25 protein-coding genes and 1 pseudogene are annotated in these 26,589 nt (G+C 59.4%); 4 read left to right on the top strand and 22 right to left on the bottom strand.

What is annotated here, in order from left to right:
- Positions 1-35: 35 nt before the first annotated feature.
- The 8 genes from AC1RBR_RS08050 to AC1RBR_RS08015 form a co-directional block, all read right to left on the bottom strand.
- A complete protein-coding gene (locus AC1RBR_RS08050; protein WP_492563767.1) occupies positions 36-2,318 on the bottom strand; it encodes a chemotaxis protein CheA in 2,283 nt (760 codons plus the stop codon).
- A gap of 54 nt (positions 2,319-2,372) precedes the next feature.
- Complete coding sequence (locus AC1RBR_RS08045) at positions 2,373-3,161, bottom strand: protein phosphatase CheZ (RefSeq protein ID WP_027613919.1); 789 nt, start codon at positions 3,159-3,161, stop codon at positions 2,373-2,375.
- Positions 3,162-3,178: 17 nt separating this feature from the next.
- Positions 3,179-3,550 (bottom strand): chemotaxis response regulator CheY, encoded by a 372-nt coding sequence (locus AC1RBR_RS08040; RefSeq protein ID WP_024012118.1) that lies wholly within the window; start codon positions 3,548-3,550, stop codon positions 3,179-3,181.
- Positions 3,551-3,717: 167 nt separating this feature from the next.
- A complete protein-coding gene (gene fliA / locus AC1RBR_RS08035) occupies positions 3,718-4,458 on the bottom strand; it encodes an RNA polymerase sigma factor FliA (RefSeq protein ID WP_007920004.1) in 741 nt (246 codons plus the stop codon).
- Positions 4,455-5,285: a flagellar synthesis regulator FleN gene (fleN, locus tag AC1RBR_RS08030; protein WP_003222917.1), complete on the bottom strand. Its 831-nt coding sequence runs from the start codon at positions 5,283-5,285 to the stop codon at positions 4,455-4,457. Before fleN ends, fliA begins: the two co-directional genes overlap by 4 nt.
- Before the next feature lie 113 nt (positions 5,286-5,398).
- Positions 5,399-6,739, bottom strand: coding sequence for a flagellar biosynthesis GTPase FlhF (gene flhF / locus AC1RBR_RS08025; protein ID WP_095139383.1), 1,341 nt, complete (start codon positions 6,737-6,739; stop codon positions 5,399-5,401).
- Between the two features lie 11 nt (positions 6,740-6,750).
- Positions 6,751-8,880: a flagellar biosynthesis protein FlhA gene (gene flhA / locus AC1RBR_RS08020; RefSeq protein ID WP_047599970.1), complete on the bottom strand. Its 2,130-nt coding sequence runs from the start codon at positions 8,878-8,880 to the stop codon at positions 6,751-6,753.
- Positions 8,881-9,106: 226 nt separating this feature from the next.
- Entirely contained in the window at positions 9,107-9,757 is a 651-nt protein-coding gene (locus tag AC1RBR_RS08015) for a hypothetical protein (RefSeq protein WP_492563766.1), read from the bottom strand.
- A gap of 605 nt (positions 9,758-10,362) precedes the next feature.
- Between AC1RBR_RS08015 and AC1RBR_RS08010 the strand changes: the two genes are divergently transcribed.
- The 3 genes from AC1RBR_RS08010 (at position 10,363) to AC1RBR_RS08000 (ending at position 14,854) form a co-directional block, all read left to right on the top strand.
- Complete coding sequence (locus AC1RBR_RS08010) at positions 10,363-10,722, top strand: DUF6124 family protein (protein WP_262142808.1); 360 nt, start codon at positions 10,363-10,365, stop codon at positions 10,720-10,722.
- A gap of 342 nt (positions 10,723-11,064) precedes the next feature.
- Positions 11,065-14,013, top strand: coding sequence for a hypothetical protein (locus AC1RBR_RS08005; protein WP_492563764.1), 2,949 nt, complete (start codon positions 11,065-11,067; stop codon positions 14,011-14,013).
- A gap of 481 nt (positions 14,014-14,494) precedes the next feature.
- A complete protein-coding gene (locus tag AC1RBR_RS08000; protein ID WP_492563763.1) occupies positions 14,495-14,854 on the top strand; it encodes a DUF6124 family protein in 360 nt (119 codons plus the stop codon).
- Between the two features lie 957 nt (positions 14,855-15,811).
- On the opposite strand, the gene flhB is transcribed toward AC1RBR_RS08000, so the two are convergent.
- From flhB to AC1RBR_RS07935, 13 genes and pseudogenes are all read right to left on the bottom strand, one after another.
- Complete coding sequence (flhB, locus tag AC1RBR_RS07995; protein WP_027613915.1) at positions 15,812-16,951, bottom strand: flagellar biosynthesis protein FlhB; 1,140 nt, start codon at positions 16,949-16,951, stop codon at positions 15,812-15,814.
- Between the two features lie 3 nt (positions 16,952-16,954).
- Positions 16,955-17,740, bottom strand: coding sequence for a flagellar biosynthetic protein FliR (gene fliR, locus AC1RBR_RS07990; RefSeq protein WP_047599973.1), 786 nt, complete (start codon positions 17,738-17,740; stop codon positions 16,955-16,957).
- A 3-nt stretch (positions 17,741-17,743) separates the two neighbouring features.
- The gene (gene fliQ / locus AC1RBR_RS07985) at positions 17,744-18,013 is read right to left on the bottom strand and encodes a flagellar biosynthesis protein FliQ (RefSeq protein ID WP_007920026.1); all 270 of its coding nucleotides are present in this window, start codon (positions 18,011-18,013) and stop codon (positions 17,744-17,746) included.
- Positions 18,010-18,768, bottom strand: a complete 759-nt coding sequence (gene fliP, locus AC1RBR_RS07980) for a flagellar type III secretion system pore protein FliP (RefSeq protein WP_204895412.1) — start codon at positions 18,766-18,768, stop codon at positions 18,010-18,012. The genes fliQ and fliP overlap by 4 nt, the downstream gene beginning before the upstream one ends.
- On the bottom strand, positions 18,768-19,220 hold the full coding sequence (gene fliO, locus AC1RBR_RS07975; protein ID WP_095139378.1) for a flagellar biosynthetic protein FliO: 453 nt from the start codon (positions 19,218-19,220) through the stop codon (positions 18,768-18,770). Before fliO ends, fliP begins: the two co-directional genes overlap by 1 nt.
- Positions 19,221-19,679 carry a flagellar motor switch protein FliN gene (fliN, locus tag AC1RBR_RS07970; protein WP_003222891.1) on the bottom strand — a complete coding sequence of 153 codons (459 nt, stop codon included), beginning with the start codon at positions 19,677-19,679 and terminating at the stop codon, positions 19,221-19,223.
- Positions 19,680-19,734: 55 nt separating this feature from the next.
- The gene (fliM, locus tag AC1RBR_RS07965; RefSeq protein ID WP_003222890.1) at positions 19,735-20,703 is read right to left on the bottom strand and encodes a flagellar motor switch protein FliM; all 969 of its coding nucleotides are present in this window, start codon (positions 20,701-20,703) and stop codon (positions 19,735-19,737) included.
- Positions 20,704-20,712: 9 nt separating this feature from the next.
- Positions 20,713-21,216, bottom strand: coding sequence for a flagellar basal body-associated protein FliL (gene fliL, locus AC1RBR_RS07960; RefSeq protein ID WP_047599975.1), 504 nt, complete (start codon positions 21,214-21,216; stop codon positions 20,713-20,715).
- A gap of 210 nt (positions 21,217-21,426) precedes the next feature.
- Positions 21,427-22,818: a flagellar hook-length control protein FliK gene (locus tag AC1RBR_RS07955; RefSeq protein WP_492563761.1), complete on the bottom strand. Its 1,392-nt coding sequence runs from the start codon at positions 22,816-22,818 to the stop codon at positions 21,427-21,429.
- 106 nt (positions 22,819-22,924) lie between these two features.
- Positions 22,925-23,272: an Hpt domain-containing protein gene (locus AC1RBR_RS07950; protein ID WP_492563760.1), complete on the bottom strand. Its 348-nt coding sequence runs from the start codon at positions 23,270-23,272 to the stop codon at positions 22,925-22,927.
- Between the two features lie 37 nt (positions 23,273-23,309).
- Positions 23,310-25,007, bottom strand: coding sequence for an ATP-binding SpoIIE family protein phosphatase (locus AC1RBR_RS07945; RefSeq protein WP_492563759.1), 1,698 nt, complete (start codon positions 25,005-25,007; stop codon positions 23,310-23,312).
- 5 nt (positions 25,008-25,012) lie between these two features.
- Complete coding sequence (locus AC1RBR_RS07940) at positions 25,013-25,318, bottom strand: STAS domain-containing protein (RefSeq protein WP_096796263.1); 306 nt, start codon at positions 25,316-25,318, stop codon at positions 25,013-25,015.
- A 192-nt stretch (positions 25,319-25,510) separates the two neighbouring features.
- Positions 25,511-25,621: pseudogene (locus AC1RBR_RS07935) on the bottom strand (flagellar export protein FliJ); the annotation flags it as partial.
- 137 nt (positions 25,622-25,758) lie between these two features.
- Between AC1RBR_RS07935 and AC1RBR_RS07930 the strand changes: the two are divergent.
- Positions 25,759-26,103 (top strand): hypothetical protein, encoded by a 345-nt coding sequence (locus AC1RBR_RS07930; RefSeq protein ID WP_492563757.1) that lies wholly within the window; start codon positions 25,759-25,761, stop codon positions 26,101-26,103.
- Between the two features lie 35 nt (positions 26,104-26,138).
- Here the strand turns inward: AC1RBR_RS07930 and fliJ are convergent, their stop codons facing one another.
- Positions 26,139-26,588 carry a flagellar export protein FliJ gene (gene fliJ / locus AC1RBR_RS07925; RefSeq protein ID WP_095139370.1) on the bottom strand — a complete coding sequence of 150 codons (450 nt, stop codon included), beginning with the start codon at positions 26,586-26,588 and terminating at the stop codon, positions 26,139-26,141.
- Between the last annotated feature and the right edge of the window lies 1 nt (position 26,589).

Here is a 26,589-nt window from a genome sequence, read left to right as displayed (position 1 = left end):
GTGCAGCGGGACGTCGTCGCCCCGCCGCCCCGGATTCAAATACGCTTCGTCGCGTAACGCTTGAGCATGCTTGGAACATCAAGGATCAGCGCGATGCGGCCGTCACCGGTGATGGTGGCGCCGGACATGCCCGGAGTGCCCTGCAGCATTTTGCCCAATGGCTTGATGACCACTTCTTCCTGGCCGACCAGTTGATCGACGACGAAGCCGATCCGCTGGGTGCCCACCGAAAGGATCACCACATGGCCTTCGCGCTGCTCTTCGTGAGCGGCGGAGCTGACCAGCCAGCGCTTGAGGTAGAACAATGGCAGCGCCTTGTCCCGCACGATCACCACTTCCTGACCGTCCACCACGTTGGTGGTCGACAGGTCGAGGTGGAAGATTTCGTTGACGTTGACCAACGGGAACGCGAACGCCTGATTGCCGAGCATCACCATCAGGGTCGGCATGATCGCCAGCGTCAGCGGCACCTTGATGACGATCTTCGAGCCCTGGCCCTTGGTCGAGTAGATGTTGATCGAACCGTTGAGCTGGGAAATCTTGGTCTTCACCACGTCCATGCCGACACCGCGGCCGGACACGTCGGAGATCTCGGTCTTGGTCGAGAAACCCGGGGCGAAAATCAGGTTGTAGCACTCGGTATCGCTCAGGCGATCGGCCGCGTCCTTGTCCATCACACCGCGTTTTACCGCGATCGAACGCAGCACGTTCGGGTCCATGCCCTTGCCGTCGTCGGAGATCGACAACAGGATGTGATCGCCTTCCTGCTCGGCGGCCAGTACCACGCGACCGCCACGGGCCTTGCCCGAAGCTTCGCGTTCTTCCGGTGATTCGATGCCGTGGTCGACCGCGTTGCGCACCAAGTGGACCAACGGGTCGGCCAGGGCCTCGACCAGGTTTTTGTCGAGGTCGGTTTCTTCACCCACCAGTTCCAGGTTGATCTCTTTCTTGAGCTGACGCGCGAGGTCGCGAACCAGACGCGGGAAGCGCCCGAAGACCTTCTTGATCGGCTGCATCCGGGTCTTCATCACCGCGGTCTGCAAGTCAGCCGTGACCACGTCGAGGTTCGACACAGCCTTGGACATGGCTTCGTCGCCGCTGTTGAGACCCAGGCGCACCAGACGGTTACGCACCAGCACCAGCTCGCCGACCATGTTCATGATTTCGTCGAGACGTGCGGTATCGACCCGCACAGTGGTCTCGGCTTCGCTCGCCGGTTTTTCCGGCGGCGGAGCAGCGGCGGCACGGGCCGGCGCCGGTGCAGCAGCGGCGGCCGGTTTTGGCGCTTCGGCTTTCGGCTCAGGCTTGGGTGCAGCCTTTGGCGCAGCAGCCGGAGCGGCGGCGGCCTTGGCGGCAGGCGCAGCCACGGTCGACGCGGTGCCCGCAGCAGCGGCGCCAACGTCGGTGAACTTGCCTTTGCCGTGCAATTCGTCGAGCAGCGATTCGAACTCGTGATCGCTGATCAGATCGCTGCCGGCAGCGGCGGCCGCCGGTGCGGCAGGCGCAACCGGTGCCGAGGCGATCGCCGACTCCAGCGCTTCAACGGCGAAGTTGCCCTTGCCGTGCAACTGATCGAGCAGTGCTTCGAATTCGTCGTCGGTGATGTCCGAGCTGTCACCCGCCGCGGGTGCCGCCGGAGCGGCCGCTGCCGGTGCCACGGCGTCCGCCGCGAACTGGCCTTTGCCGTGCAGCTGATCGAGCAACGACTCGAATTCGGCGTCGGTGATTTCATCGCTGGCGGCCGCATCGGCAGCCGGCGCAGGTGCAACAGCAACCGGGGTTTCGGCCTCGGCCTTGACGGCGTTCAGCGAATCCAGCAACTGTTCAAATTCGTTATCGGTGATGTCGCCCGAATCGCTCGAATCGCCTTCGACGACCAGTTCTTCGATCATCTCGGCCACTGGCGAAGCCGGAGCTTCGTCGGCCGTTTGCGGTTCGGCCAGACGCGCCAGCGCGGCCAGCAGTTCCGGGGTTGCAGCAGTGATCGGTGCACGTTCACGGACTTCGCTGAACATGCTGTTCACCGCGTCCAGTGCTTCAAGCACCACGTCCATCAGTTCTGCATCAACGCGACGCTCACCCTTGCGCAGGATGTCGAACACGTTTTCGGCGATGTGACAGCACTCCACCAGCTCATTGAGCTGAAGGAAGCCGGCGCCCCCTTTTACAGTGTGGAAACCGCGAAAAATTGCGTTGAGCAGATCTGCGTCATCCGGGCGGCTTTCCAGCTCGACCAGTTGCTCGGACAGTTGCTCAAGAATCTCGCCGGCCTCAACCAGGAAATCCTGAAGGATCTCTTCATCGGCGCCGAAGCTCATTAATGGGGTGCTCCTACAGGTCTAAAAACCCAAAAAACCTAAAATTCCAAAACTCTAGAATCCGAGGCTGGATAACAAATCGTCCACATCGTCCTGACCGGACACAACGTCTTCTCGTTTATCGGCATGAATCTGCGGACCTTCACCCTGCGAGAGATGTTTTTGTGGATCTTTTTCTGCAAGCATCGCGGCACGGTCGTGTTCGATGCCCGCAAAGCGGTCAACCTGACTGGCCATGAGGACGAGTTTGAGCAAATTGCTTTCGACTTCGGTGACCAGTTGGGTCACACGCTTGATCACTTGACCTGTGAGGTCCTGGTAATCCTGAGCCAGCAGGATGTCATTGAGGTTGCTCGACACCGCACGGTTGTCCGTGCTGCTGCGTGACAGAAAACCGTCGACCCGGCGCGCCAGTTCGCGGAACTCTTCAGCTCCGACCTCACGACGCATGAAGCGGCCCCAATCGGTGCTCAGGGCCTGGGCTTCTTCAGCCAGGCCATTGACCACCGGGGTGGCGCTTTCCACCAGATCCATGGTGCGGTTGGCCGCGGCTTCGGTCAGCTTGACCACATAGCCCAGGCGTTCGGTGGCGTCGGTGATTTGCGACACTTCCTCGGCCTGCGGCATGTGCGGATCGATCTGGAAATTGACGATCGCACTGTGCAGTTCGCGTGTGAGCTTGCCCACTTCCTGATACAGGCCGCGGTCACGGGTCTGATTGAGCTCATGGATCAGTTGCACAGCGTCGCCGAACCTGCCTTTTTCAAGGCTCTCGACCAGTTCGACCGCGTGTTTTTTCAGGGTCGACTCGAAATCGCCCTGTGAAGATTCGTTATGCTCCATAGCTCCCCCGCGCGTCATCAGCCGATGCGTTCGAAAATCTTCTCGATTTTGTCTTTCAACGCCTGAGCCGTGAAAGGTTTGACCACGTAGCCGTTCACACCGGCCTGAGCGGCCTCGATGATTTGCTCGCGCTTGGCTTCAGCGGTCACCATCAGCACGGGCAGATGCTTGAGTTTTTCATCGGCACGTACGTGGCGCAGCAAGTCGATACCGGTCATGCCCGGCATGTTCCAGTCCGTTACCAGAAAGTCGATGCTTCCGCTGTTGAGTACCGGAATGGCGGTAGTGCCATCGTCGGCCTCGACGGTATTGGTGAACCCAAGATCGCGCAGCAGGTTCTTGATGATCCGCCGCATCGTTGAGAAGTCATCAACGATGAGGATTTTCATGTCTTTGTTCAATTCGACCTCCAAGCAGTCTTAAACGCGCCCAGCACCTGGACGCGCCACTTCAATCAATCCGGCAAAGCACTCGATGACTGTCTGGAGCACAACAGAGCAAGACCGGTGCCGTTCATCACCGCACCAGCCTCGTTCGCAGTGTCCCCACACTGCCTTCAGCGCGCTCGCCACTCCCCCAAACGCCCCCGCAAACGGGCCGCGCACTGGCTGTGTAACTGGCTGACCCGCGATTCACTGACGCCAAGGACTTCACCGATTTCCTTGAGGTTCAGCTCTTCGTCGTAGTACAGCGCCAACACCAGTCGCTCACGCTCCGGCAAATTGGCAATCGCATCCGCCAGCGCCGCCTGGAAGCGTTCATCTTCCAGATCGCGTGACGGCTCAAGATGAGCACTGGCGCCATCCTCGTGCAGCCCTTCGTGTTCGCCGTCCTGCAACAGGTCGTCGAAACTGAACAGCCGGCTGCCCAGCGTGTCATTCAAAATCCCGTAGTAATCGTCGAGACTCAATTGGAGTTCGGCCGCAACCTCGTGATCTTTAGCATCACGTCCGGTTTTAGCTTCAATTGAGCGAATTGCGTCGCTGACCATACGGGTGTTGCGGTGAACCGAGCGTGGTGCCCAATCCCCTTTGCGCACTTCATCGAGCATCGCGCCGCGGATTCGAATGCCCGCGTACGTTTCGAAACTGGCGCCTTTGCTGGCGTCGTATTTGGTCGAGACTTCGAGCAGGCCGATCATCCCGGCCTGAATCAGGTCTTCAACCTGCACACTCGCCGGCAAGCGCGCCAGCAAGTGATAGGCAATGCGCTTGACCAGTGGCGCGTAACGCTCGATCAACTCGTACTGCGCGTCACGTGCCGACTTCTTGTAGTAGTTCATACCGCTCGCGGTCATAACACAGGCCCTGCTGTTTGCTGCACGAGGCGCTCGACGAAAAACTCAAGGTGACCGCGCGGGTTGGCAGGCAGCGGCCAGGTATCGACCTTCTGCGCGATCGCCTTGAACGCCAGCGCGCACTTGGAACGCGGAAAGGCTTCATAGACCGCTCGCTGCTTCTGCACTGCCTTGCGCACGCTTTCGTCGTACGGCACGGCGCCGACGTATTGTAAGGCGACGTCGAGGAAGCGATCCGTGACCTTGGTCAACTTGGCGAACAGGTTGCGCCCTTCCTGCGGGCTCTGCGCCATGTTGGCGAGGACGCGGAAGCGGTTCATGCCGTAGTCGCGGTTGAGCAGTTTGATCAGCGCGTAGGCGTCGGTGATCGAGGTCGGCTCGTCGCAGACCACCAGCAACACTTCCTGAGCGGCGCGGACAAAACTGACTACCGAGTCACCAATACCCGCAGCGGTGTCGATCACCAGCACATCGAGGTTGTCGCCGATGTCGCTGAAGGCCTGAATCAGACCGGCATGTTGCGCCGGGCTCAGGTGCACCATGCTTTGGGTGCCGGAAGCGGCCGGCACGATGCGGATCCCGCCGGGCCCCTGCAACAGCACGTCGCGCAGTTCGCAGCGGCCTTCAATCACATCGGCCAGAGTACGTTTGGGGGTCAGTCCCAGCAGAACGTCGACGTTCGCCAGCCCCAGGTCGGCGTCCAGCAGCATGACCCGACGGCCAAGCTCTGCCAGCGCCAGAGACAAGTTCACTGACACGTTAGTCTTGCCGACGCCACCTTTGCCGCCGGTCACCGCGATCACCTGTACGGGATGCATGCTGCCCATGTTATTTCTTTACCTTGTCTTGCATAGACGGAGGCCACATTACTGGCTGCGCGTTCTCAACCGGAACAATGCATGGCAGACCATCGATGTAGGTACATAAACGGTTCATTACCTCAGCCAACCTGCTTGGTCGGGCTGTGGTAGATATCAGCGAACATGTCAGCCATGGCTTCTTCGCTGGGTTCTTCCTGCATTTGCACGCTGACGGCGCGGCTGACCAGTTGATGACGGCGCGGCAGATGCAGATCATCCGGAATCCGTGGGCCATCGGTCAGGTACGCGACCGGCAATTCATGACTGATCGCCAGGCTCAATACTTCGCCAAGACTGGCCGTCTCATCCAGTTTAGTCAGGATGCAGCCGGCTAGCCCGCAACGCTTGTAACTGTGGTACGCGGCGGTTAGAACCTGTTTCTGGCTGGTGGTTGCCAGCACCAGATAATTTTTTGAACGGATGCCACGCCCGGCCAGACTTTCCAGCTGCATGCGCAAAGCCGGATCGCTGGCCTGCAAGCCGGCGGTGTCGATCAGCACCACGCGTTTGCGCAGCAGCGGGTCGAGCGCCTGCACCAGCGACTGGCCCGGATCGACGTGGGTCACCGGCACATTAAGAATGCGACCCAGGGTCTTCAGTTGTTCCTGGGCGCCGATACGGAAACTGTCCATGCTCACCAGCGCGACATTCTGCGCGCCGTACTTGAGCACGTAACGCGCAGCGAGTTTGGCCAGGGTGGTGGTCTTGCCCATGCCGGCCGGACCGACCATGGCAATCACCCCGCCCTCTTCCAGCGGCTCGACTTCCGGTACGGCAATCATCCGCGCCAGGTGCGCGAGCAGCATGCGCCAGGCCTGACGTGGTTCTTCAATATCGGTGATCATCGCCAGTAGATCGCGCGACAACGGCCCGGACAGACCGATGCGTTGCAGACGGCGATACAGATTGGCTTGCGCCGGACGGCTGCCTTGCAGCTGATTCCAGGCCAGGGTGCCGAGCTGCACTTCCATCAGCTCACGCAGACTGTTCAATTCGAAACGCATCGAATCCAGCGCACGCGGATCGACGCCTGCGGCCGCCGGTGCAGGTGCCGGAGCCGGACGCGCCGGGGCGGCGTAAGTCGGTTCGCTCAACGGTTCGGCAGCGGTCAGCGGCAGGCCGGCCGTCAACGGCAGCCCGGCGAACAACTGGCGATTGGTGTTGCCGTCGGCTTCGCCACGCAGGCTCAGCTCGGCCTGGGCGGTCACGATGCGCGACTGAGTCTTGCGCAGCTCGTCCTCGAGTTCCATGTTCGGAACCCGTGGCGCCAGCGCCGACAATTTGTAATCCAGCGCCGCCGTCAGCTCGACGCCGCCGGCAATGCGGCGGTTGCCAATGATGGCGGCATCAGCGCCCAGCTCATCACGAACCAGCTTCATGGCCTGACGCATATCGGCGGCGAAAAAACGCTTAACTTGCATAAACCACTACCTCAGCCGTTGGGCCCTACTGTCGCAACGATGGTCACTTGCTTGTTGTCCGGAATTTCCTGGTAGGCCAGCACGTGCAGCCCTGGAACTGCGAGGCGACCGAAACGCGAGAGCATCGCGCGGATCGGGCCTGCTACCAACAGGATCACCGGTTGACCTTGCATTTCCTGGCGCTGCGCCGCTTCGATAAGCGAACGCTGCAGCTTCTCGGCCATGCTTGGCTCCAGCAGAACGCCCTCTTCCGAGCCTTGTCCTGCCTTCTGCAGACTATTGAGCAATATTTGTTCCAACCTTGGTTCCAGGGTGATCACAGGCAGCTCGGAGTCAGTGCCTACAATGCTTTGGACGATGGCGCGGGATACGCCGACGCGTACTGCGGCCACCAAGGCGGCGGTATCTTGACTCTTGGCGGCGTTGTTGGCGATAGCCTCGGCAATGCTGCGGATATCGCGCACCGGCACGTGTTCGGCCAGCAGCGCCTGCAGCACTTTGAGCAACTGCGACAGCGAAACCACCCCCGGCACCAGCTCTTCAGCCAGTTTCGGCGAGCTTTTGGCCAGCAATTGCATGAGTTGCTGCACTTCCTCGTGGCCGATCAGCTCACTGGAGTGCTTGTACAGAATCTGGTTCAAGTGCGTCGCAACCACGGTACTGGCGTCGACCACGGTGTAACCGAGCGATTGCGCCTGCGCACGCTGGCTGACTTCGATCCACACCGCCTCCAGGCCGAAAGCCGGATCTTTGGCGGTAATGCCGTTGAGCGTGCCGTAAACCTGCCCCGGGTTGATCGCCAGCTCGCGATCCGGGTAGATCTCGGCTTCGGCCAGAATCACCCCCATGAGGGTCAGGCGATAGGCGCTCGGCGCCAGATCGAGGTTGTCGCGAATGTGCACGGTCGGCATCAGGAAGCCCAGATCCTGCGAGAGCTTCTTGCGCACGCCCTTGATCCGCGCCAGCAACTGCCCACCCTGATTGCGATCCACCAGCGGGATCAGGCGGTAACCGACCTCAAGGCCGATCATGTCGATCGGCGTCACGTCATCCCAGCCCAGCTCCTTGGTTTCCATGGCGCGGGCCGGCGACGGCAGCAGTTCCTGCTGACGCTGAACCTCTTGCAGCGCCTGCACCTTGGCGACGTTCTGTTTTTTCCAGAACAGGTACGCGCCACCGGCGGCCAGCGCAGCCATGCTCAGGAACGAGAAGTGCGGCATGCCCGGGACCAGACCCATGACCGCCATCAAACCAGCGGCCACCGCCAGGGCTTTGGGCGAGGCGAACATCTGGCGGTTGATCTGTTTACCCATGTCTTCCGAACCGGAAGCACGGGTCACCATGATCGCCGCCGCTGTCGATAACAACAGTGATGGCAATTGCGCCACCAAACCGTCACCGATGGTCAGCAAGGCGTACACCTTGCCCGCGTCGGCGAAGGTCATGTTGTGCTGGAAGATACCGACGGCCATACCGCCGATCAGGTTGATGAACAGAATCAGCAGGCCGGCGATGGCGTCACCACGGACGAACTTGCTGGCACCGTCCATCGAACCGTAGAACTCAGCCTCTTGGGCGACTTCCTGACGGCGGGCCTTGGCCTGGTTCTGGTCGATCAGACCGGCGTTGAGGTCGGCGTCGATCGCCATCTGTTTGCCGGGCATCGCGTCGAGGGTGAAGCGTGCGCTCACCTCGGAAATCCGCCCGGCGCCCTTGGTCACCACGACGAAGTTGATGATCATCAGAATCGCGAACACCACGATACCGACCACGTAGTTGCCGCCGATCACCACTTCGCCGAAGGCCTGAATCACCTTACCGGCAGCGGCGTGGCCGTCCTGACCGTGGAGCATCACCACCCGCGTCGAGGCCACGTTCAACGCCAGCCGCAGCAGCGTCGCCACCAGCAGAATGGTCGGGAACACCGCGAAATCCAGCGGCCGCAGCGCGTACACGCAGACCAGCAGGACGACGATCGACAGGGCAATGTTGAAGGTGAAGAACACATCGAGCAGGAACGGCGGAATCGGCAACATCATCATTGCCAACATGACCAGCAGCAACAACGGCACGCCCAGATTGCCTCGACTGAGGTCGGCAACATTCGAGCGAGCAGTGTTGAATAACTGAGAGCGATCCACCGGTTTTCCCCGTTCCTTTAAAGCAAACTTTTGACGCCCAAAGCAGGCGCACGGCGGCTACTGCAAGAAGCCTTCCAACTTTTGCCGGGGATTGAAATTGAGCTTTGTTTCGGGGGATTGTGTTGCCTGAAGCCGGGCGCCGTGGAGCCGACCGCAAAACAGACGCAGGACGGCTCACCAATGACGCAAGGGAATAAAAATCAGAAAAACCCGCGCATTGGCGAATTTATCCGGCAGTCAAAATTTGCTTTGGCTTGATTTCACCAAGAAGTAAGTCGCGGCCCACCAGGTAGCGCGTACCCTTACGGATCTGCTTGCCTCCCACGTCGACAAACGTTTCCTCAGAATAGCCTAATGTCACGATTTCCTCAGGCTCATGAAAAGGATCGTGGGGGTGTGCCTTCAGCACAATCAGTGCCCAGTTAAATTGAATGTTCGGCACATCCTGTGGCTTTATCTCCTGCTCGTTCTCCCATCGAAAGTCCTGCCCACCGGTGATTTTTATCTCATTACCGACCGTGTCGAATTGGGGCTTGTGATAACGCATCTGTAGACCATTGCCACTCCATATATCGAAGTAGTTATTAGGAGAAGAGAACACGTTGACCAACGCTCTAACGTTATCAATCTTGCCAGCTGCACTGTTGAATCTGTTGTAGAGACCATGATGGGCTAACCCATCCAACCTTGGCTTGATCGCATTGGTGCTCGAATTGAGATATCCCGGCACATGAGCAGTGCTCATTTGCACGAAATGCGTGAAGTCCAACGTCGCCTTAAAAGTGAACGTGCAAGCGATATGATCAGACGCTTTCACCGCCAACCCGGAAACGAACTCGAACCTCATTCCTTCAAGCTTTCTGTAGTTCTCTGGCATGACCTTCTCCTTGGCGAATGTTAAAGACAGGTCAGAAGGCGACTTGCCCGTGAAACCTGCCAAGGAACATGGAATAGCTGAATGCCCTTTGTGTCTACTGTCAGAACTAACAGGTAGAGATCTTTTTCAGATAAACGGAAGGCCGCGGTCTTTTGAGTTATCAGGAATCGCGACGCAATGAACACAGATTGGAGGTATCACACAGATCCCCTGAGGGAACGGGCTTGCTCGCGAAGAGGCCATCCGCGACACCACAGAATCATGAGCAGCACTTTTAAACGATGGCGTTTAATAGACACCTCCGGACACGCCTTGCGGGCTACACATCCTTGCGCCATTGCCTACAGCTACGCCAGAATCCGCCGGCTTGTGCGCCTTCGGGTCGGGTTCTATTGTGGATCAGTCGCTGACGAATCAGCGATCGGGTCTCGCAGCCCGCTGATTTCTAGACGCACAACTTCCGTCCTCGTTTTATGGCGGCTGTACGTGGGAGACCTTTGGGTCTGCCGGTTCTAGAGTCTCGGTCTGCGACCCGCGTATAGCTGCCACCTCCCTTTCGTATCGCAGCGAAATGTGGCAGCTCCGTCGACTCTAGGAGCCTCACCATGATCAAACCAACACCCAACCCACCCGAAACCGACGCCACCTCCCCCTACGAATCCCTCGATTCAAAAAAGCTCCACGAAGCCGCCGACCGCGCCCTCGACCACTACCTCTGCTCGCCCGGCGCCACACCCATTCAACGTAAAACCCGTTCGATGTACGCCGTGACCGCAGACTTCAAAAACGAAGAACTGCTGGCCGATGCCTGCGAAACACTCGCGTCGGCCAGAACCATCGCCAATGACTTCGCCCACCTGATACCGGCGTCGCAGCGCAGGACGCTGCTGGGCATTGCGCAACTGATCATGCTCGGCGAGTTGGCGGTGAATCGGGCGCTGGATAATCTGGAATTGCCGCAGTAACAGGGATCTGTGACAAGCCTTGAACGAAGCGTTGTGGTTGCTGACGTCTTCGCGGGCAAGCCCGCTCCCACAGGTTCGGTGTGTAGGCACAGATTTGTAATCGACCCCAATCCCTGTGGGAGCGGGCTTGCTCGCGAAAGCGGCCTCACAGCCGACACATGTCTCCAGGCATAAAAAAACCGCCACCTCATCTAACCGGGCTGCGGTTTGTCGGCTCTTTTCTTCAGCCCACATGACCACTTGTCGGAAACCCGCCAGCACCTGTCAGATCTGACAGGTGCCTAATTCCTCCAACGCGCGCTCAATAACTCCGTCACCCAGCCACCGACCTGAGTTCGCCAAATGTCCAGCCAAGCAGACCCCGCCCCTCAAGCCCTCAAACCTCTGTATTTTCCGGCACTGGTCAACCTCAGCCCTGCCGAACACTATGACGGCGGCATCCCCATCAGAGCCGTGGAAGGCGATCTGCAAGGCATCATTCCCGCCTGGCTGACCATGTCCGTTGGCGATCTGGCCGAGGTGTTCTGGGGCAATGACAGCGCAGCGGTCTGGAGCAAGACCCTCGAGAACGATGCCGAGCTCAACCAAGACGTGGTTTTCACCATTACCAAGGGCCAGGTACTTGAGGGGGATGCCACGCCAGTGTTCTACCGGATCACGCGCAAGACCCAGACCCCGGAGGACTCGATACCGGTCATGACCCTGCTGGTCAAACTCACACGTCCCGGGGGGTACGATGACATTCCCGGCGATGACGGCCACTCCGATCTCAAGTTCTCCCTCTCTCATGACGAGGTCGATGAAAACCTGCCGCCCAGCGGGGTGACGATGCACATCGTGCCCTACCGCAACCTCACCCGATACGACCGCATTCTCGCCCGCTGGGGCAGCCAGCAAGAGGTGCATGTCGTTACGCCGGAACAGGCCCAGGACCCGATCAGAAACCCGATCGAGGTTGTCTTCAGCCGCGCCGTTATCGACGACGCCGGGGACGGTTATCGTGTCGCGGTGGCTTATCAAGTCATCGATCGCTGCGGTAACTTCCCGGACGAACGCGCGCCGTGGTCGGCGACGCGTCATATGCTGGTGGACCTGGGGGGCAATCGGCTGGACGAACCGCAGGTGCTGGTCAACGGCATTCCAACCGACAGCATCGACCTCGATCAGCTCGGGGATGAAGATGTGATCGCCCGCGTTTACATCACCAAGGACGATTTTGCGGTGGGCGACAAGGTGCTCCTGACCTGGATCGGCACCCCGGCGCAAGGCTCGCAGATCATCGTCGGGCCGCTGGAGAAAGAGGTGTTGTACGTGCCCTTCCAGCTCGATTTCCCCATCCCCAATGCCGCCGTCAAAGCCATCGCCAAAGGCGCAGCCTCGGTCGGCTATGTCCGCCGTCGCAGCGATGAAAGCGACCGCCGCTCAAAAAATGCCAGCGTCACCGTGATTGGCGACATCAGCCAGTTAGTCGCCCCCACCGTTGACGAGGCACCGGGCGGGACGTTGCCACCCGAAACGCCTTGGGCGACTGTGCAGATCCCTTGGTACCCCGGTCGCAACAGCAGCGACCTGCTCAACCTGATCTGGTGGGCCCAGGCGCCCGGTAACGACACCGTTTATTACGAAGATCCCCGCCCGGTCGGCAACGTAGCGGACAATCAGCCCGTCCTGCGCAGCGTGAGCAATGCCGAAATCCAGCGTTTCAACGGCCTGAACGTCAAGGTCTATTACGTCGTCACCAACAGCGAAACGGGGCTGTTGAGCGTTCGCGAGTCGCTGCCGTTCATGATGCAGGTCGGCGTCGCCCTGCCGACGTTCGACCGGCCGGAAGTCGAGGGCGCAGATGCCAACGACGTGCTCGATCCGGACAACGTGCCACCCACCGGTGCCACGCTAGTGGTGCCGTACCTCGGCACCCGCGACAAGGATCGTGTGAACTACCGTTGGCGCGGCTCCGCCAGCGGCGGCAGCATCAGTAGTCATGTCGACCTGATCCCCGCTACCGCTGGCAGGCCTGTGCGAATTACCGTTGAGAAAAAATACGTGACCACCAACCTGAACGGTACGGTGGTTGCCGATTACAGCATTCAGCGGGCGGGCGAGACGCTGGGGCATTCTCATGAGTTGACGTTGCGCATCGGGGCGGCGCTGGGGGAGCTGCCGCCACCGTTCCTTGTAGCACCGGCCACCGATCCGATTGATGTCCTGGCCTACCCGAACGGGGTGACGGTGCGCATCGAATACCCAGAAGCATTGAGCGGCGACCAGGCATGCCTGGTGGAGGTCGATCCCCCAGCAGGCACGCCACCGTTTCCTTTGGTGGAGTTCAACAACAAGCGGGTGGATACAGTATTGAGCCCCGCGTTTTTGGCGGCGCGACATGGCAAGGTGATCGAATTGCGCTGGGATTTGAATCGCAATGATGAACAAGCGGTTGAATCAGATGCGACCGAGGTGACTTTGCTGAAGATAGTGGATGAAGACCCTCGGTTACCCTCGCCGAAAATCCCACAGGCACCGGATGACAACGTGCTGGATTTGAATTCTTTTGAAGGAAACGCTGAGGTGACCGTACGGCCATGGACAGGCATCAGCACTGATAACATTGTGCAACTAAAAATTTCGGGAAAAGACGACAACAATGACGACTGCACAATTCAGATATTGACCAACCACAAAATAACCGATACGGAAACAACCTCTGGAATAAAACAGACACTGACCAGAGAGCAATTGTTAAGTCTGGGACACGATACTAAGTTCACAATATCTTTAGAAATACTGCCGAGTCCCGCCAGCAATTTAACACCTATTATATTTCCGCTATTGAATTTAAACCTATTGAAAATCCCTCCTTTAGTAATACTTGAAAATTTCGAAACAGGGGCAACTGGTATCAAACCTATTGGAACAGTCATGGATTTCCCAAGCATGACCGTTACGGTAGTATCAGAACGAGCACTTTTCTCTCTTGGAGATTCTTATTCAGCGGCCCCACAAATAACATTAAAATATATAGATATTTATCCAAACGGAATTCTAAGACTCACACTAAAGCAAACAGCAAAAAGCATTAGATTCGGCACTTATTGTGCCTATCGAACCATTTCACACTACAGATGCTACGACGAAAATTTAAATTTAGTTAAAATCGTGCCCACTCCGGCACATGATGAAAAACATAAAACATGGGTTGACATTACAGAAACACCAAACAAGAAAATCAAATATATTGACATACACAATGGAAGTACTCGTTCATATGTAGATAACTTCTCAATGACCTGTTGAACGCCTTGTCCATTTCTGTCATAAACCGCCGAGCGCGACGCATGTCGCCGTGCTCGGCGTGGCGACGAATCCTACAGGGACAGATGGAGAGTACGTCCCAAACAGCCCCCAATTTTTTGTCTTTAAACCATACGTTTAAAAAACACCTCCAGACACGTCTTCAAGGCTACACGCCCTTGCGCCATTGCCTACAGCTACGCCAGAATCCGCCGGCTTGTGCGCTTTGGGGTCGGGTTCTATTGTGGTTCGGTCGCTGACGAATCAGCGATCGGGTTTAGCGATCCGATACCTTACAGACGCTCGATCCCCAGTCTCAATTGCAGGTTTGTCTATCTGCACTTGGCGTCATGGTGGCTGTGCGCGGGAGACCTTCGGGTCTACCCGGGGTTTCTGTGACCCGGATCGCTAACCTGCGTACAGCCGCCACCTTTACTTGTTTAGCGATGAGCCGTGGCGGCCAAATCAACCACGGAGCTTCACCATGATCAAACCAACACCCAACCCACCTGAATCCGACGCCACCTCCCCCTACGAATCCCTCGATTCAAAAAAGCTCCACGAAGCCGCCGACCGCGCCCTCGACCACTACCTCTGCTCGCCCGGCACCACGCCCATTCAACGCAAAACCCGCTCGATGTACGCCGTAACCGCTGACTTCAAAAACGAAGAACTGCTGGCCGATGCCTGCGAAACACTCGCTTCAGCCAGAACCATCGCCAATGACTTCGCCCATCTGATACCGGCGTCGCAGCGCAGGACGCTGCTGGGCATCGCGCAACTGATCATGCTCGGCGAGTTGGCGGTGAATCGGGCGCTGGATAATCTGGAATCGCCGGGCTAAGAAGGCAGGCAAGAACCTGTGGCGAGGGGATTCATCCCCGATCGGTTGCGCAGCAGCCGTAAACCCTGAACTCGCGGTTTCTGAAAATTTGCAGTGACAGGATTTGGGTCTGCTGCGCAGCCCAGCGGGAGCAAGCTCCCTCGCCACAGTGACTGCGGCAGGAGCCGACGTTTCATTGGGTCAGGCGGGGGAGCTGGCGGTGAATCGAGCGCTGGATAATCTGGAATCGCCGGACTAAGAAGGCAGGCAAGAACCTGTGGCGAGGGGATTCATCCCCGATCGGTTGCGCAGCAGCCGTAAACCCTGAACTCGCGGTATTTCTGAAAATTTGCAGTGACAGGATTTGGGTCTGCTGCGCAGCCCAGCGGGAGCAAGCTCCCTCGCCACAGTGACTGCGGCAGGAGCCGACGTTTCATTGGGTCAGGCGGGGGAGCTGGCGGTGAATCGAGCGCTGGATAATCTGGAATCGCCGGGCTAAGAAGGCAGGCAAGAACCTGTGGCGAGGGGATTCATCCCCGATCGGTTGCGCAGCAGCCGTAAACCCTGAACTCGCGGTATTTCTGAAAATTTGCAGTGACAGGATTTGGGTCTGCTGCACAACCCAGCGGGAGCAAGCTCCCTCGCCACAGTGACTGCGGCAGGAGCCGACGTTTCATTGGGTCAGGCGGGGGAGCTGGCGGTGAATCGAGCGCTGGATAATCTGGAATCGCCGGGCTAAGAGGACAGGCAAGAACCTGTGGCGAGGGAGCTTGCTCCCGCTCGGCTGCGCAGCAGTCGTAAAACCTGAACTCGCGGTATTTCTGAAAGATTGAAGTCTGGGGCCGCTGTGCAGCCCATCGGGGATAAATCCCCTCACCACAATGACCGCGGCAGGAGCCTAAATATCTTTGGGTCAGGCATAAAAAACCGCTACCCCGTTCAATCGGGATGGCGGTTTTTTATTGCGTTACTGTCAAGTCAGGAATCACGCCGCAAATCGGGCGGGATCGGCAAATCGTCCTTGAGCGGATCCGGGCGTTTGCCCTTGCCGGCGCGGTACTGGCGGATCTGGTAGACGTAGGCCAGCACCTGGGCGACCGCCAGGTACAGGCCGCCGGGAATTTCCTGCTCGAGTTCAGTGGAGTAGTAGATCGAGCGCGCCAGCCCCGGCGATTCGAGGAGCATGACGTTGTTGGCGACGGCGATTTCGCGAATCTTCAGCGCGAGGAAGTCGCTGCCCTTGGCCAGCAACACCGGCGCGCCGCCCTTTTCCGAGTCGTACTTGAGCGCGACGGCGTAGTGGGTCGGGTTGGTGATGACCACGTCGGCGTCGGGAATCGCCGCCATCATCCGCCGCTGCGACATCTCGCGCTGAGTCTGGCGAATGCGCTGTTTGACCTCTGGCCGGCCTTCCTGATCCTTGTGCTCGTCGCGCACTTCCTGCTTGGTCATCAGCAGTTTCTTGTGGGCTTCCCAGAGCTGCACCGGCACGTCGACGGCGGCGATGATGATCAGGCCGCAGGCCAGCCACAACGTACTCCAGCCGACCAGCGTGACACTGTGAATGATCGCCATTTCCAGCGGCTCGTGGGCGATCCGCAAGAAATCATCGACGTCCGCCGACAACACCACCAACGCCACCCCCAGGGTGATCAGAAACTTGGCCAGCGCCTTGAGCAGTTCGACCACCGCCTTGAACGAGAACATCCGCTTCAGGCCCGCGGCCGGGTTCATCCGGCTGAATTTGGGTGCCATGGAACCGGCGGCAAACAGCCAGCCACCGAGGGAGATCGGCCCGATCAGCGCCGCCAGCAACAGGGTGATCATGATCGGCTGGATCGCCAACAGTGCCATCTGACCCGACTGCAACAGGAACCTGCCCATGGCCCCCTGGTCCATGATCACTTCGCGCGAGAGGGTGAAGTTCAGGCGCATCAGCTCCATCAGGTCTTCGGCCAGCATGCCGCCGAACACCAGCAGCGCACCGGCACCGGCCATCATCACGGCGAGGGTGTTGAGCTCTTTGGAGCGGGCAATCTCACCCTTCTCACGGGAGTCTTTTTTGCGTTTGTCCGTGGGGTCTTCTGTTTTGTCCTGACCGCTTTCGCTCTCTGCCATGGCTCAGCGCGCCCGTGCCAGTTCGCGTAACAACTGCAAGGCCTCGGAGGCCAGCGGTTGATACTGATTGAGGATGTCCGCCAGACCGACCCAGACAATGAACAGGCCCAGCACCAGAGTCAGCGGGAAACCGATGGAGAAAATGTTCAGTTGCGGCGCGGCGCGGGTCATCACGCCGAACGCGATGTTGACCACCAGCAGCGCGGTGACTGCCGGCAACACCAGCAACAACGCCGCCCCGAGAACCCAGCCGAGTTTGCCGGCCAGCTCCCAGTATTGCGCCGTCATCAACCCGCCGCCGACCGGCAGCGTGGTGAAACTCTCGGTGAGCACTTCGAAGACCACCAGGTGGCCGTTCATCGACAGGAACAGCAAGGTCACCAGCATGGTGAAGAACTGGCCGATCACCGCCACCGAGACGCCGTTGGCCGGGTCAACCATCGAGGCGAAGCCCATGCCCATCTGGATCGCGACAATCTGCCCGGCCACGGCAAACGCCTGAAAAAACAGCTGCAGGGAAAACCCCAGCACCGCACCGACCAGAATCTGCTCGGCAATCAGCAACAGGCCACTGAGATCCAACGGGCTGACCGCTGGCATCGGCGGCAGGCTCGGGGCAATGCACACGGTAATGGCCACGGCGAAATACAGGCGGATCCGGCGCGACACCAGCGTGGTGCCGAACACCGGCATGACCATCAGCATCGAGGCGACACGAAACAGCGGCAACATGAACGACGCCACCCAGGTACTGATCTGCGTGTCGGTCAGCTGAAGCAGTGACTGCATGGCTTAGCCGATGACCATCGGAATGTTTTTGTACAACTGAATGATGTATTCCATGAACGTCTGCACGATCCACGGACCGGCGACGATCAGCGTCACCAGCATCACCAGCAGACGCGGCAGGAAGCTCAGGGTCTGTTCGTTGATCTGCGTCGCCGCCTGAAACATCGCCACCAGCAAACCGACCAACAGGCTCGGCACCACCAGAATCGCGACCATCAATGTGGTCAGCCAAAGGGCTTCACGAAAGATATCGACCGCAACTTCCGGCGTCATGGCGAGACACCTCCGAAACTGCTGGCCAGGGTGCCGATGATCAGCGCCCAGCCATCCACCAGCACGAACAACATGATCTTGAACGGCAGCGAAATGATCAGCGGCGAGAGCATCATCATACCCATCGCCATCAGCACACTGGCCACGACCAGGTCGATGATCAGGAACGGGATGAAGATCATGAAACCGATCTGGAATGCGGTTTTAAGCTCGGAAGTGACAAACGCCGGCACCAGAATAGTCAGCGGCGCCTGATCCGGGGTGGCAATGTCGGTGCGCTTGGACAGACGCATGAACAGCTCCAGATCGCTGGTGCGGGTCTGGGCGAGCATGAAGTCCTTGATCGGTACCTGAGCCTTTTCCACCGCCTGCTGCGCGGTGAGTTTTTCCGCCAGATACGGCTGCAGCGCATCGTTGTTCACCCGGTCGAACACCGGGGCCATGATGAACAGGGTGAGGAACAGCGCCATGCCGGTGAGAATCTGGTTCGACGGCGTCTGTTGCAGGCCGAGGGCCTGACGCAGGATCGAGAAGACGATGATGATCCGGGTGAAACTGGTCATCAGAATCACGGCCGCCGGTATAAAGCTCAGCGCCGTCATGATCAGCAGGATCTGCAGGCTGACCGAGTATTCCTGCGCGCCGTCGGCGTTGGTGCCCAGCGTGATCGCCGGAATCGACAACGGGTCAGCGGCGAATGCCAGTGGCGCGGCCAGCATCAGGGCCAGCGTCAAGACGATGCGTAGCGCACCCATTACTTCTTATCCTTCTGATCCTTGCCGAGAATCTTCAGCAGATGCTGGGCGAATTCCGGGGTCGCTTTTTCGCTGCTGCTCGGCACTTGCACCGGCTCCTTGAGCACGTGCAGCGCGGTGATGGTGCCGGGGCTCAAGCCGAGCAGAATCTGCTCGTTGCCGACCTGCACCAGCATCAAGCGGTCACGCGGACCGAGGGCGCGGGAGCCGATCAACTCGATCACCTGGCCCTTGCCCGCCGGCCCTGCCTGTTGCACTCGACGCAACAGCCAGGCGAGGAAGAAGATCAACCCCAGCACCAGCAACAGACCGAACACCAGTTGCGTCAGTTGCCCGGCCACGCCGCTGTTGACCATCGGCGCGGTGGCAGCAGGCACGGTGGTCGCCGTCGACGGCTCGGCGGCCAGCACGCTCAATGGCAGTGCCAGCAAAGCCCAGAGAAACCGTTTCACTCAGCGCAGCTTCTTGATGCGTTCGCTTGGGCTGATCACGTCGGTCAGGCGGATGCCGAACTTCTCGTTGACCACCACCACTTCACCGTGCGCGATCAGGGTGCCGTTGACCAGCACGTCCAGCGGCTCGCCGGCCAGACGATCAAGCTCGATCACCGAACCCTGGTTCAGTTGCAGCAGGTTGCGGATGTTGATATCGGTGCTGCCCACTTCCATCGAGATCGACACCGGGATGTCGAGGATCACGTCCAGGTTCGGACCGTCCAGGGTCACCGGATCGTTGTTCTTCGGCACGCTGCCGAACTCTTCCATCGGCAGACGGTTGGAGCTTGCAGCGCCAGCGTCGGCGGCCAGCAGCGCGTCGATGTCAGCCTGGCTGCCATCACCGGTCTCTTCCAGGGCCGCAGCCCATTCGTCGGCCAGTGCCTGATCGTCCTGGGCGTTCATTTCGTCGTTCATCATGTGTCCTCGGCGGGCAACAATTCAGTTAAATACGTGGGGGAAAAGCGCCGCTTCAGCGACGCTCGATCGGCTCGATCACCTGCAACGCGAGGTTGCCTTTGTGCGAGCCCATCTTGACCTTGAAGGCCGGTACGCCGTTGGCGCGCATGATCATGTCTTCCGGCATCTCGACCGGGATCACATCCCCCGGCTGCATGTGCAGGATGTCGCGCAGCTTCAACTGGCGGCGGGCCACGGTGGCGCCGATCGGCACGTCGACATCGAGCACGTCCTGACGCAGGGCATTGACCCAGCGCTCGTCCTGATCGTCGAGGTCCGACTGGAAACCGGCATCGAGCATTTCACGCACCGGCTCGATCATCGAGTACGGCATGGTCACGTGCAGGTCACCGCCACCGCCATCGAGTTCGATGTGGAAAGTGGAGACCACGATCGCTTCGCTCGGGCCGACGATGTTGGCCATGGCCGGGTTCACTTCCGAGTTGATGTACTCGAAATTGACTTCCATGATCGCCTGCCAGGCTTCCTTCAGATCGACGAAGGCCTGCTCCAGCACCATGCGCACCACACGCAGTTCGGTCGGGGTGAATTCACGCCCTTCGATCTTGGCGTGGCGGCCGTCGCCGCCGAAGAAGTTGTCCACCAGTTTGAACACCAGTTTGGCGTCAAGGATGAACAGCGCGGTGCCGCGCAACGGTTTGATCTTGACCAGGTTGAGGCTGGTCGGCACGTACAGCGAGTGCACGTATTCGCCGAACTTCATCACCTGGACGCCACCGACGGCAACGTCTGCCGAGCGGCGCAGCATGTTGAACATGCTGATGCGGGTGTAACGGGCAAAACGCTCGTTGATCATCTCCAGAGTCGGCATGCGTCCACGGACGATGCGATCCTGGCTGGTCAGGTCGTAGCTTTTGACACTGCCGGGTTCGGCAGCGTTATCGGTCTGTACCAGACCATCGTCGACACCATGCAACAGCGCGTCGATTTCATCCTGGGACAGCAGATCCTGCACGGCCATGTCGTGTTCCTACTGCAGTACGAAATTAGTGAAAAGCAACTGTTCGATCACCACTTTGCCCAGCTCTTTCTGCGCCACTTCCTGGACGCTGGCTGTGGCCTTCTGGCGCAACATCTCCTGGCCAACCGGGGTCGCCAAAGTGGCGAAATCCTGACCGGAGAAGAGCATCACCAGGTTGTTGCGGATCACCGGCATGTGCACTTTGAGCGCTTCCAGATCGGCCTGGTTACGCGCCAGCATGGTGATGCTCACCTGCATGTAGCGCTGACGGCCGTTCTGGTTGTAGTTGGCGACAAACGCCGGCGCCATCGGTTCGAAAATCGCCGGCTGCTTGCCGACCGGCGCGGCCTCGGCCGCTGCGGCAGGCTTGCTCTGAGCACTGTGCATGAAGTACCAGGTCGCGCCCACGGACACACCGATCGCCAGCAGCAGAGCCACCACGATCAGGATGATCATCTTGAGTTTGCCTTTGGTCGCGGGATCTTTTACAGCTGCTGCTTCGCTCTTCGCCATGCCAATAATCCGTCACTAATCGGGTTTTCACAGTCGCACGGCAAGGCAAGAGCAAGTGTTATGCCAGAAGTGTCGGGACAGATTGGAAGGCACTGTAAAACCAATGTGGGAGCGGGCTTGCTCGCGAATGCGGTGTGTCAGCCGACATTGATGTCGATTGAACAACCGCATTCGCGAGCAAGCCCGCTCCCACAGAGATACAGCGTTGTATCAGGCGTAGTAGTCGACGGCGCTGCTGCCGATCACGCTGGTGGTTTGTGCAGCGGCTTCAGCCACCGCCGCCGGCGTCAGCTCCTCTTCCGCCGAATCCAGTCGACCACCTGCAGCGCTGGTGCGTCCGCTCTGGCCTTGCTGCGCCTGTTCCTGACCCTGACCCTGCCAGCCACGGCTCTGGTCGGAGACATTGACGTCGACCTGGCCCATGCCCTGCTGGGTGAACATGTCACGCAAGCGATGCATCTGGCCGTCCAGCGCTTCGCGCACGCTTGGGTGCGCGCTCATGAAGGTCACCTGGGTCTGCTGGTCCGGCACCATGTTTACCCGGATATCCAGACGCCCGAGTTCCGCCGGCTGCAATTGAATATCCGCCGCTTTCAGGTTGGCGCTGGACAGGTACATGACGCGATTGACGATTTCTTCGGTCCAGCCGCTCTGATGCATGGCGATCGGTTGGTTCACCGGCACCGCGTTCGCGGTTTTCGGGGTGGCTGCCTGAGTCAGCGCCGCCAGACGGTTGGCGAAATCATCGACCCGGGTGTCGCTGGTCGCAGACTTGAGATCTTTTAGGCCGTCGTCGATCAGGCCGCTGAAGGCCTTTTCGCCATTCTGACTGGTGCTGTCCTTGTCGGCCTGCACGTCGAGCATGCTGGCCATGCCGGCAGCGAAGTTCTGCGCGGCAGTCAATTCACCGTCGGCCTGAGCCTGGGCCGGTGTAGCTTTGGCTTGTGCCTGGCTGCTGGCGGAAATGTGCCCGCCCTGCTCCATCGCCATGCGCAGCGCCGGCAACGAGTCGAGCGGATCGGCCGCCGGGTCGAAAGCGCTATCGGTCGATGCCGCCGGATCTTTGACCACGGCTGGTGCCAATGTGGCGGCCACGACCGGCGTTTCGGTTTTGCCCTGTTCCGGTGTTTCAGCGACTGGCGCTGCCACCACCGGCGCGGTCACCAGCGGTTGCACGGTTTGCGCCAGTGCCGGATCCAGCGCCGGATCCACCGGGGTGGCGTCCGCCACTGGCGTCTGCGCGCTGTCAGCGGCCGCATCGGCGGCAGCCTTGTCAGCGGCTGCCTGATCATCGGAGGTGGTCGACGCGGTCTTGTCCGCAGGCAAGGCATTGCCGCTATCGGCAACGGTCTGTTGTGTGGCGGCAGACTTATCCTTGGCGAAATCTTTCTTGTCGCTGTTGTCGGCAACCTTGTCGCGCGCCGGTTTCAACGAACTGTCAGCGCTCGCAAGGGGCTTTTTCGGGCCTTGATCGGCGAACACCTGAGCGAAGCTTGAGGCCTTGTCCCCGGTGTCTGCGGCCATGACCGGCGTTTTCGCGGCGGCGGCTTGCGCCTTGGCCTGGGCGGCAGATTGAAGAAGAACATTGGGGGTCGCAGGCATGACACGGTCTCCGCTGCACTGGGATCGTAGGTACAGTTGACGAGGAATATTGCAAGTGTCGGGCCAGTTTCGTCCGGCGCTTGCGAAAAGCGCCCGACGGCAGGATTCAATGGGTCAGGGCGTGCTGGCGTTCGTCTTCGTAGATCGGGCGGACATCGGCGAACTCGCCACTGATATCAGCCACCAGCCTGGCAATGTCCGAGGGGCTTTTATTTTTGGCTTCCGATTCCAGCTCCTGGCAGAGCGCCGCCAACCGGACAGCCCCCATGTTGCTGGCGCTGCCCTTGAAACTGTGGGCAACTTCAGACAAAGCCTTGGCATCCGCCGTCTTCTGCAGCTCAGCCAAGCGACTTTCGGAATCGGTCAGAAAGGTATCCAGAAGCTCCGGATAACCCTCCTCCATGACTTCGCGCAGTACGCTGAGCGCCTCGCGATCAATATGTGTGTCAGTCACTTGTTCACTCCTTGATCAAGAATCCGCGAATTATGCCTCAACCCTCCCAGAAAAACTCCACGCAAGCACTGCGACCTTCGTCCGACCAACTGGCGTTATGCCCCAACTGCCGGATAAGGCTGACACCGCGCCCCGACAGACGGACACCGTCCAGCGGCCGCTCCATGACCCGCGCCACGTCAAAACCCTTGCCGCTGTCCTCGACGCGGATCACCAGACAACCACCGCCACCTTGCGGCTTCACCTGCAGATGCACGCGCACATAACCGTCCTGCAAGGCTTCTAGCCGCTCGTTGCGCATTTCATAGTAGCGGGCGAATCCAGCCGCATCGCGCTTGAGGCTGGAATCGAGACCCAGCACGCCGTGCTCCAGCGCATTGGAGTACAACTCGGCGAGCACGCTGTAGATCGCCCCGCCTTGTGTGCGCAAACCGTGTACTTCCAGCAACAATTGCAGCAGATACGGCAACGGATTGAAGCGCCTGAGCGTCGCCCCGCGAAACTCGAAACTTACCGACCAGTCCAGCGGACAGGATTGACCACTGTCGGAATACACCGGTGCCGACGGCATCACCTGCGCCGCCTGCAGCAAGCTGATCTCAACCATGCTCACATCGTCGCGGGGCTCGCCGCGAAAGGCGTGCAAGGCCTGCTCGATCTCGGCGAACAGGTTGTCCGGCTCACGATTGGCGGCAAACAGTTGCTGCAAACGCTCGACACCGAACAAGCGGTCGTCGGCGTCAGTGGTGTCGATCACCCCGTCCGACAGCAGGAACACCCGGTCACCCACGGCCATGGTCTGTACTTCGGTGCGATCATCAAACGCTTGCGGACTGAGGACCCCCAGCGGCAAATGGCGCGCCGCCAGCGGCACACGTTCGCCGGTGGCGATCCGGTGCAGATAACCGTCAGGCATGCCGCCGTTCCACACCTCTACCGAACGCCGCTGAAAACTCAGACAAAGCATGGTCGCGCAGCAGAACATGTCCACCGGCAGGATGCGCTTGAGCTTGGCGTTCATCTCGCGCAGGGTTTCGGCCAGACCGTAGCCCTTGGCAGTCATGCCGTAGAACACTTCGGCCAGCGGCATCGCCCCCACCGCCGCCGGCAATCCGTGACCGGTGAAATCACCGAGCAGCACATGCATGTCGCCGGCCGGGGTGTAGGCCGCCAGCAGCAGGTCGCCGTTGAACAACGCATAGGGCGATTGCAGGTAGCGGATGTTCGGCGCGCTCAGGCAACCGGAATGCGCGACCTTGTCGAAAACGGCTTTGGCCACGCGCTGTTCATTGAGCAGGTAATCGTGATGTCTGGCGATCAGGTCACGCTGTTGCAGCACCGTGGCCTGCAAGCGACGCAAGCGATCCATCGCCTTGATTTTGGCGGCGAGGATCACCTGATTGTAGGGCTTCGCCAGAAAGTCGTCGCCCCCCGCCTCCAGACAACGGGCCAGCGCTTCGCTCTCGGTCAGTGAGGTCAGAAAAATGATCGGCACCAGGGTTTCCCCCGCCAGCGTCTTGATCTGCCGCGCCGCTTCGAAGCCGTCCATCACCGGCATCATCGCGTCCATCAGCACCAGATGCGGTGACTGTCGACGAAACATCTCTAACGCTTCGGCACCATTGGCCGCCGTCAATACTTCATGGCCCTGACGGCGGACGATGGTCGCCAACAGCAACCGATCGGCGGCGCTGTCTTCGGCGATCAGGATCGTCAGCGGCTCTTGCGCCTGCATGGCCGTCAACTGATGTCGAACAGTTTGTCGAAGTTGGAGATGGCGAGGATCTTGCGCACGTCGGAGTTGCTGTTGATCACGCGCACGTCCGACTCGTCGCCGCCGGCGTGATCGCGCAGCAGGAGCAGCATGCCCAGCGCGGAGCTGTCGAGGTAGGTGGCATCTTTCAGATCAACCACGATGGAGTCGGGTTTCTGGTTAAGTCGCTCATAGGATTCGCGAAACTCCTGATGGCGCCCAAAATCGAACCGCCCCTTGACCGAAATCGTCAGTTTTTGACCATCCGGAGAGACTTCTGTAACGACTGACATTGACTGGCTTCCTTGTCATTGACGAACGTGTACAAGGTTTAGCATCTGGTAGACCCAGGGGCAAGGTGCAACGCAGAACCAAATGTGGGAGCGGGCTTGCTCGCGAAAGCGGTGTGTCAGTCAACATTGCTGTCTCTGACACACCGCCTTCGCGAGCAAGCCCGCTCCCACAGGGAGTTTTTGGGCAATTTGAAAAGGGTTGTGTCGCGGCAAGCGCTGCGACAACTGGTCTAGCAGCTTCTGCTCGCGCTTGTCTTCGAGGCGTTGCGCCTCTTCGCCGTAGCGCTGCACCCGTTTGCGAAGGAGAAGCTATGCCCTGCAGCCACTCCGCGACTGCCGCTTGTCGCCACTGTCAGATCTGACAGTAGACCGAGAAAATATGAATAGCCCTTAATCAAGCGGCAGCAATTTCGCTGCGCTCAGGTCAAAAGGACTGCATCATGAAATCGCCTAATGCACTTTTCGAAGCACCGTCCCTGGGTAACACCGCGTCACCAAGCATCATCACTCATGATGAATACCTAAAGGGTGATTCCGCCTTGCTGGCAAAATACACTGGTAAAGGAGGCGAACTAATCACGTTTTACCTGGTGTGCGACGCCGCCTATCCCACATTGCATACTGATACAACCATTGCTGATCATGGGACATACGGTGCTTATATCGATTCTGTCAATCATTGGGATATTTTGGGCAAACAGATACTCGCTTTCTACACCGTAGTAAGTGACTCAGAGCTTCTAGGTTTCTCCGCAATGTTCAGTTTCACAATATTGGACAAATGACTCAGACCATCCTCTAGCACTACTGCTGCGGCACATTAATACGGATCGTGCCGCGGCAAGCGCTGCGACAACTCGTCCAGCAGCTTCTGCTCGCGCTTGTCTTCGAGGCGTTGCGCCTCTTCGCGGTAGCGCTGCACCAGTTTGCGCAGGCCTTCGACCTTGGCAAACGCCTGCTGCCATGCATCGCGCGCCTTGATCAGGTTGTTCTGGTGCCAGACCAGACTCTGGCGCTGCTGGTCGATCGCGGTGTCCAGTTGTGCCAGAAAGCCGTGATAGCCCAGCAGCCATTGCCCGGAAACCCCGTCGCTGCCGCGCACGATCCACTGTTCCTGATAATCCAGTCGAAAGGCGTCGAGGTCGGCGAGTTTGCTTTCAGCGACTTTGACCTGACCCTGAAAGTAACCCAGGCGTTGCACGGCGGTTTTCTCGGCCTGTTCGGCCATCTCCACCACCGGTGCCAGGCGCGCAGCTCGGCTCACGGCCATG

The organism is Pseudomonas sp. GW823-FHT01D03 (assembly GCF_058798255.1).
This window is presented reverse-complemented; position numbering and strand designations above follow the sequence as displayed.

Bases quoted from the DNA above. Each gene is read 5' to 3' on its own strand.
- AC1RBR_RS08050 (WP_492563767.1), bottom strand. From the start codon at position 2,318: ATGAGCTTCGGCGCCGATGAAGAGATCCTTCAGGATTTCCTGGTTGAG.
- AC1RBR_RS08045 (WP_027613919.1), bottom strand. From the start codon at position 3,161: ATGGAGCATAACGAATCTTCACAGGGCGATTTCGAGTCGACCCTGAAA.
- AC1RBR_RS08040 (WP_024012118.1), bottom strand. From the start codon at position 3,550: ATGAAAATCCTCATCGTTGATGACTTCTCAACGATGCGGCGGATCATC.
- fliA (WP_007920004.1), bottom strand. From the start codon at position 4,458: ATGACCGCGAGCGGTATGAACTACTACAAGAAGTCGGCACGTGACGCG.
- fleN (WP_003222917.1), bottom strand. From the start codon at position 5,285: ATGGGCAGCATGCATCCCGTACAGGTGATCGCGGTGACCGGCGGCAAA.
- flhF (WP_095139383.1), bottom strand. From the start codon at position 6,739: ATGCAAGTTAAGCGTTTTTTCGCCGCCGATATGCGTCAGGCCATGAAG.
- AC1RBR_RS08015 (WP_492563766.1), bottom strand. From the start codon at position 9,757: ATGCCAGAGAACTACAGAAAGCTTGAAGGAATGAGGTTCGAGTTCGTT.
- AC1RBR_RS08010 (WP_262142808.1), top strand. From the start codon at position 10,363: ATGATCAAACCAACACCCAACCCACCCGAAACCGACGCCACCTCCCCC.
- AC1RBR_RS08005 (WP_492563764.1), top strand. From the start codon at position 11,065: ATGTCCAGCCAAGCAGACCCCGCCCCTCAAGCCCTCAAACCTCTGTAT.
- AC1RBR_RS08000 (WP_492563763.1), top strand. From the start codon at position 14,495: ATGATCAAACCAACACCCAACCCACCTGAATCCGACGCCACCTCCCCC.
- flhB (WP_027613915.1), bottom strand. From the start codon at position 16,951: ATGGCAGAGAGCGAAAGCGGTCAGGACAAAACAGAAGACCCCACGGAC.
- fliR (WP_047599973.1), bottom strand. From the start codon at position 17,740: ATGCAGTCACTGCTTCAGCTGACCGACACGCAGATCAGTACCTGGGTG.
- fliQ (WP_007920026.1), bottom strand. From the start codon at position 18,013: ATGACGCCGGAAGTTGCGGTCGATATCTTTCGTGAAGCCCTTTGGCTG.
- fliP (WP_204895412.1), bottom strand. From the start codon at position 18,768: ATGGGTGCGCTACGCATCGTCTTGACGCTGGCCCTGATGCTGGCCGCG.
- fliN (WP_003222891.1), bottom strand. From the start codon at position 19,679: ATGAACGACGAAATGAACGCCCAGGACGATCAGGCACTGGCCGACGAA.
- fliM (WP_003222890.1), bottom strand. From the start codon at position 20,703: ATGGCCGTGCAGGATCTGCTGTCCCAGGATGAAATCGACGCGCTGTTG.
- fliL (WP_047599975.1), bottom strand. From the start codon at position 21,216: ATGGCGAAGAGCGAAGCAGCAGCTGTAAAAGATCCCGCGACCAAAGGC.
- AC1RBR_RS07955 (WP_492563761.1), bottom strand. From the start codon at position 22,818: ATGCCTGCGACCCCCAATGTTCTTCTTCAATCTGCCGCCCAGGCCAAG.
- AC1RBR_RS07945 (WP_492563759.1), bottom strand. From the start codon at position 25,007: ATGCAGGCGCAAGAGCCGCTGACGATCCTGATCGCCGAAGACAGCGCC.
- AC1RBR_RS07940 (WP_096796263.1), bottom strand. From the start codon at position 25,318: ATGTCAGTCGTTACAGAAGTCTCTCCGGATGGTCAAAAACTGACGATT.
- AC1RBR_RS07930 (WP_492563757.1), top strand. From the start codon at position 25,759: ATGAAATCGCCTAATGCACTTTTCGAAGCACCGTCCCTGGGTAACACC.
- fliJ (WP_095139370.1), bottom strand. From the start codon at position 26,588: ATGGCCGTGAGCCGAGCTGCGCGCCTGGCACCGGTGGTGGAGATGGCC.